Origin of the sequence: Sulfurimonas sp. (assembly GCF_016744025.1) — a bacterium.
In the GTDB taxonomy this organism is placed as follows: Bacteria; Campylobacterota; Campylobacteria; order Campylobacterales; family Sulfurimonadaceae; genus Sulfurimonas.
Genome location: NZ_JADGFC010000147.1, coordinates 1 through 5,209, shown reverse-complemented (window position 1 = coordinate 5,209; position 5,209 = coordinate 1). Strand labels below are relative to the sequence as shown.

Genomic DNA, 5,209 nt, shown 5'->3' with positions numbered 1-5,209 from the left:
TTTAGACCCTAGGAGACAAAAACTGTTACCACTGGTATCGTAAAGAGGTGAAATAAGAAAACTTGTTTTACTGGTCTTGAAAAAGGGAACCATTATAGTTATTATCCTTTAACAACTACAAAGCTATCAGGTATTATAGATTTGTACTTAGGCATACTTTGTCCAATACTTGCATTTATATAGGTAGGATCGGCTAATACAAGCTTTCTCTGCCCTGCTTTGATACTATCACCAGACATTGGGACATAAAGAGCTGTTGCCATGTGATCTTTGTATTTAACACCAACAACACCTACACCAAATAACTCTTTTATAAGATAAGAAAAAAGTATCGCTCTATCTTCACAATCAGACTTGTTAAAGTAGAGTGTCTCATTTGCAAACATAACTTTTTCTCTTCCAAATTGTTGGTTGTCTCTTTCATATTTAAAAGATTTTTGAACAAAATGAAGAACAAAGTTCATAGCATCTCCAGCTTTTTTCCCATCAACATATTTTTTCAAATCTCTTGCAATTGAGTTATAAGTCATAGTCTCTAAAGGAGAATTAAAATATGTTTCATAATCAGCTTGTGGATATGTAGCCATAAAGTCTATAAGGTTTTGATTGTAATCGAATGTAACCTTATATGTCTTGCCGTTTTCCTCGAATGAAAGAGTTTTTTTCCTAATATCTTTACTTAGATTTGGAAGTGTTTTCAAAGAAAGATCTAAAGGTTTTTTTGCGTCAGGATAATCTTGTTTATATGAGTATAATCTACCTACACTACTTTTAGAATACTTAGATACAACATAAAACTTTTTATTTGAAAACTTATAGTTTGGTGTTGAATAAATAATCTTATTGGAATAATGCATCAATACTACACGATTTTTAGCAAGTCCTACTTTTACAGCATAGCCAAGCTTGTTAAATATAAACCAACTAAGTAAATTAGCATTATCATGATTCATATGTACTTTTTTAGATATATCTAAAACTAGTAAGTAAACACCCCAATCGTTTAGTTTCATGGACTTACTAATAGATTTTATCTCTGATATAAGATTTTTGTAATCACTAGATGCAGCGTTATCAAAAAAGTTTCTTATTCCTTTTTGGTTTTGAGGGTAAAATTTTGCTTGTTTTAAACCATCAGATATATCAAACCCTAGTTCAGAACCAAAATAATTAAAGGCAATGTCACGAGGTGGCATTTCATCTTTTTTCTCTTGTACAATTATTGGTTTTATTTTTGTAATAACTATATCTTTTTTAGGTTCTTGTACTGGAGTTGTTTTCTTTTTAACTTTTGGTGTAGTAACTTTTTCTTTAACAGGTTCTACTCTTTTGATTATAATACTTACTTTTGGACCAACACTTTTAATCTGTTTTGGTTCTGCTGGAGAGATACTTCTTGGTTTAGGCTTTGAGTATAAAGGAGTTCCCTTATACACATTGTAAGCTTCCCATTGTTCTTTTAAGTATTTATTAAAAGTGCTGTCACGTGAGTCTTTATACTTTTTAAAAGATTTAGCATTAGACTTTTTGAAGTCTTCAAAACTTTGAGCATTTAATATTGAAGTAGCAAGTAAAAGTACTATACTAAAACGGCCAAATAGCCTTAACAATGTTTGTTCCCCATCCTTCTTTAGTCGCACGTTGCAATTCTCCCTGTGTTTTATAAAGTATTTTAGCGTCACTCATTTTAGAAGAATCTACCTTATTAAACTGATCAATATCATAAGGGCGAATCACTCCACCTATCTGTATGATTTGTTTTTGATCATCAACTAAGATTTCTCTTCTACCTGATATAAAATAATTTCCATTTTCCATAACTTTAACTATTCTTGCTGATACTATTGTGTTAAAAGAAGCATCTTTTGTAGCACTTCCTTGACCTGTGTAAGTACTTTCTGAGCTACTTGTATAATCAACTTTTCCTAAGTTATTTGCTCTTTCAACAAGCGAATTAACTGCAATATTTCTACTGTCTGAATTAAAGACTCCACCGCCTAAAGCAGTATTACCTGATTCACTAAGTGCTTTTGCTGCTCCGCTTGTACTCTGTGCACTCTCATTAATCACAACTCTAACAATATCATTAACATGTCTTGCCTTGTGATCTGAAAACAGTGGGTTATCACCCTGTCCAAAGATACTTCCTGTAGATACATAGTCTTTTTTATTTTCAAGAGCCGGCATTTGCTCTACATATACAGGTGGTTTAAAATTAATCTCTGGGTCCATTTCAACAGACATGTTTTCTATGCTTCCCATGCACCCGCTTAAAAAAAGTATAGCATAAAAAGGCATTAGGAAAATTAACATTTGTTTTAGCATTATTGCCTCATTTATAAATCGTATATTTAGCTATAATACTAGCAAAAATAGTTCCAAAGGAAATTCATGACTCTAAGAGAAATAATCAATCAAGATGTAAAAAATGCAATGAAAGCTAAAGAGACAAAAAAGAGAGATGCACTTCGTCTTCTTACAAGTGCTTTTAAGCAAATAGAGGTTGATGAAAGAAAAGAGTTAAGTGATGAAGATATTATAAAAATTATTCAAACACAGGTTAAAAGAAGAAATGACGCTGCATCTCAGTTTAAAGATGCAGGACGTGATGACCTTGTACAAATAGAACTTGAAGAGATTGCTGTTTATACTCCATATCTTCCTGCTCAATTAAGTGATGATGAACTAACATCTGCATTAAAGGCTATTATCTCTAAAGTTGGAGCTTCAACTATGAAAGATATGGGAAAAGTAATGGGAATGGCTAGTAAAGAGTTAGCTGGTAAAGCTGATGGAAAAAGAATAAATGAGTGCGTAAAAGTATTACTGGGGTAACCCAGTAATACCTCTAACCGAACTTCAATTTTTTAAGCGCAGCTTCTTCGTCATCTTGACGCATTAGAGATTCACCTACTAAAAATGCATCTACACCTGCTTTACTTAAATCTTCAAGTTGTCCATGCTCATAAATACCACTCTCAGCTACAATAATCTTACCGTTTGGAATCATTGGAATCAACTCATAACATAGATTCATATTCATCTCAAAAGTTTTCAGGTTTCTATGGTTTATACCGATAATATCACTTCGGGCATATATTGCTTTAACTAGGTCAGACTTGTCATGAACTTCAACTAAAGCCTCCATACCAAGGTGTCTTGTATATGCTAAAAGTTCTTTTAACTCTTTTTTACTTAATGCTGCTGCTATTAGTAAAATAAAATCTGCACCATGAACCATTGCTTCTACAATCTGATATTTTGAAACAATAAAATCTTTTCTTAAAAGAGGTATGCCAACATATCTTCTAATCCCACCAAGATAGTCTAAAGATCCTTGAAAGAAGTGAGGTTCAGTAAGTATAGATATAGCACTTGCACCTCCTCTTTCATATGCTTGAGCTATTTCTATTGGATCAAAATTCTCACGAATAATACCTTTAGATGGAGAAGCCTTTTTAACTTCAGAGATTATTCTATATGGATCTTCTGGAGTCGCTTTTAGATATGGAATAACATCTCTTGGAACTCTTGCATTAAAAGCAAGTGATTTACCAAGCCAATCCATAGAAAACTCTTTTTCTCTTTTTACTAAATCTTCTTTAGTTTTTTTTATAATATCATCTAAAATCATTTTTTCTTTTTACCCTTAACTTTTTTATTTTTACATTTTTTTATAGCTTTAACATGAACTTGAACTTCTGGATCATCTCCACCATCAAGTTTTGTTGCTTTAGTTATTATTTTAAGTGCTTTTTTACAATTTCCAAGTTTATAATAACCCCATGCTAATGAATCCAAATAAAAAGCAGAATTTGGCTCTACTTTTAAAGCTTCACGTACGTATTTCATGCCTTTTTTTATATCTATAGAGTGGTCTATTAAAAGATAACCTAGGTAGTTTAAATAGAGTTGTTTTTTTTCTATATTGATAACTTCTGTAAGTTTTTTTATAACTGAGGCTTGCATCTTTTTACTGTTTTTATTTTTATAACTCTCATATTCAAAGATTGCACTTTGTCCTAGGTAATTAACATCACCTCTATCAGTGTAGAGTTTTTTGGCTAAAAGAGTAGCTTTTTTATAGTTTTTAGCATTTATATATACCTGAAGAAGAAGATCATCATCACTACCACTATTTTGCAAAAATGACATAAGTTTTATAAACTCTTTTTTATAAGCATATATCTGAACTATCTTTTTAGCTATTTTTTCATCTTTTTCTAACTCATACAGTCTTAAGTATGTTGATAAAAGACCTTCAACATCATTTTTATCAGAGTAAAAACCTATAAGTCTTGTGCCTATTTTCTTGGACCATCCAACCATTCTAGCATGAGTTTCTAACTGAGCAATAGCTTGTTTCTTTTTTTGTAAATTTACATATAAAATAATAGACATAACGTCTAATATATTTTCATCATAGTTTTTAATATAAGCACTCTCAAGATACTTCAGTGCTGTGTCATATTTTTTTTGTTTTACATATATTTCACTAACTAATATATAGTCATCTACTTCTTTTGTTTTTTCAACTAAAGATAATGCTATCACTCTAGCTTCTTCAAACTTCTTATCTCCGATAAGAGCTACAATTTTTAGTTTTACTAGTTTAGAATCTTCTAAACTACCATCTGTAACTTCATCCACTTTACTGATAACTTGAGCATTTTTATTCTCTGCTAAATTATTTTGAAGTGATTTATAAAGATATTCTTTTTTATTAGATTTCTCATATAAAGCATTATAAATACTTGAAGCTGATGCATAGTCTTTTAACTGCTCTGCTCTTAGTGCAAAAAGTATATAAGCATCTTCTTGGGCAAAAGCTTTCTCATTTGGTTTTAGGGACTCTGAAGAAGAAAAACATCCACTAAAAATGAGTGCTAAAAACAGAGGTAAAAATATTTTAATCATAATTATTTCCTATTATTATTCCAGGACACTCTTCTTGTAACTCATTTAATCTATGTTTATAATAATCCCAAAAAGGGAAAGTTATACATTGAGAAGGACGAGCTGCATAAATTTTACATCCATTTATATCTCTATCATAAAATATACACTCAAATGAGTCATTATATTTTATCTCTTTGATAGAGTACTTATAAGCCTTTTTAAAAAGGTATTCATTTGCAAAATCTTTAATATCTAAATTTAATAATTTACTAATTTCTTCTATTTCATTTTTACTTACGTATATATAACC

General features: G+C 30.6%; 6 protein-coding genes. 1 reads left to right on the top strand and 5 read right to left on the bottom strand.

What is annotated here, in order from left to right; translation table 11 throughout:
- Nucleotides 1–101 precede the first annotated feature (101 nt).
- Entirely contained in the window at nt 102–1,610 is a 1,509-nt protein-coding gene (locus QZZ48_RS13835; protein ID WP_294966840.1) for a hypothetical protein, read from the bottom strand.
- Complete coding sequence (gene flgH, locus QZZ48_RS13830; RefSeq protein ID WP_294966838.1) at nt 1,585–2,262, bottom strand: flagellar basal body L-ring protein FlgH; 678 nt, start codon at nt 2,260–2,262, stop codon at nt 1,585–1,587. Before flgH ends, QZZ48_RS13835 begins: the two co-directional genes overlap by 26 nt.
- Nucleotides 2,263–2,391: 129 nt before the next feature.
- Here flgH and QZZ48_RS13825 point away from each other — a divergent pair, with 129 nt between their 5' ends.
- Nucleotides 2,392–2,835: a GatB/YqeY domain-containing protein gene (locus QZZ48_RS13825; protein ID WP_294966837.1), complete on the top strand. Its 444-nt coding sequence runs from the start codon at nt 2,392–2,394 to the stop codon at nt 2,833–2,835.
- Between the two features lie 13 nt (nt 2,836–2,848).
- On the opposite strand, the gene trpC is transcribed toward QZZ48_RS13825, so the two are convergent.
- From trpC to QZZ48_RS13810, 3 genes are all read right to left on the bottom strand, one after another.
- On the bottom strand, nt 2,849–3,634 hold the full coding sequence (trpC, locus tag QZZ48_RS13820) for an indole-3-glycerol phosphate synthase TrpC (protein ID WP_294966836.1): 786 nt from the start codon (nt 3,632–3,634) through the stop codon (nt 2,849–2,851).
- The gene (locus QZZ48_RS13815) at nt 3,631–4,917 is read right to left on the bottom strand and encodes a hypothetical protein (RefSeq protein WP_294966834.1); all 1,287 of its coding nucleotides are present in this window, start codon (nt 4,915–4,917) and stop codon (nt 3,631–3,633) included. The genes trpC and QZZ48_RS13815 overlap by 4 nt, the downstream gene beginning before the upstream one ends.
- Nucleotides 4,910–5,209, bottom strand: a 300-nt coding sequence (locus QZZ48_RS13810; protein ID WP_294966832.1) for a YkgJ family cysteine cluster protein, incomplete at its 5' end; no start/stop codon positions are given. The genes QZZ48_RS13810 and QZZ48_RS13815, both read right to left, overlap by 8 nt.

Coding starts and splice junctions, on each gene's coding strand:
- flgH (WP_294966838.1), bottom strand. CDS start 2,262: ATGGGAAGCATAGAAAACATGTCTGTTGAAATGGACCCAGAGATTAAT.
- QZZ48_RS13825 (WP_294966837.1), top strand. CDS start 2,392: ATGACTCTAAGAGAAATAATCAATCAAGATGTAAAAAATGCAATGAAA.
- trpC (WP_294966836.1), bottom strand. CDS start 3,634: ATGATTTTAGATGATATTATAAAAAAAACTAAAGAAGATTTAGTAAAA.
- QZZ48_RS13815 (WP_294966834.1), bottom strand. CDS start 4,917: ATGATTAAAATATTTTTACCTCTGTTTTTAGCACTCATTTTTAGTGGA.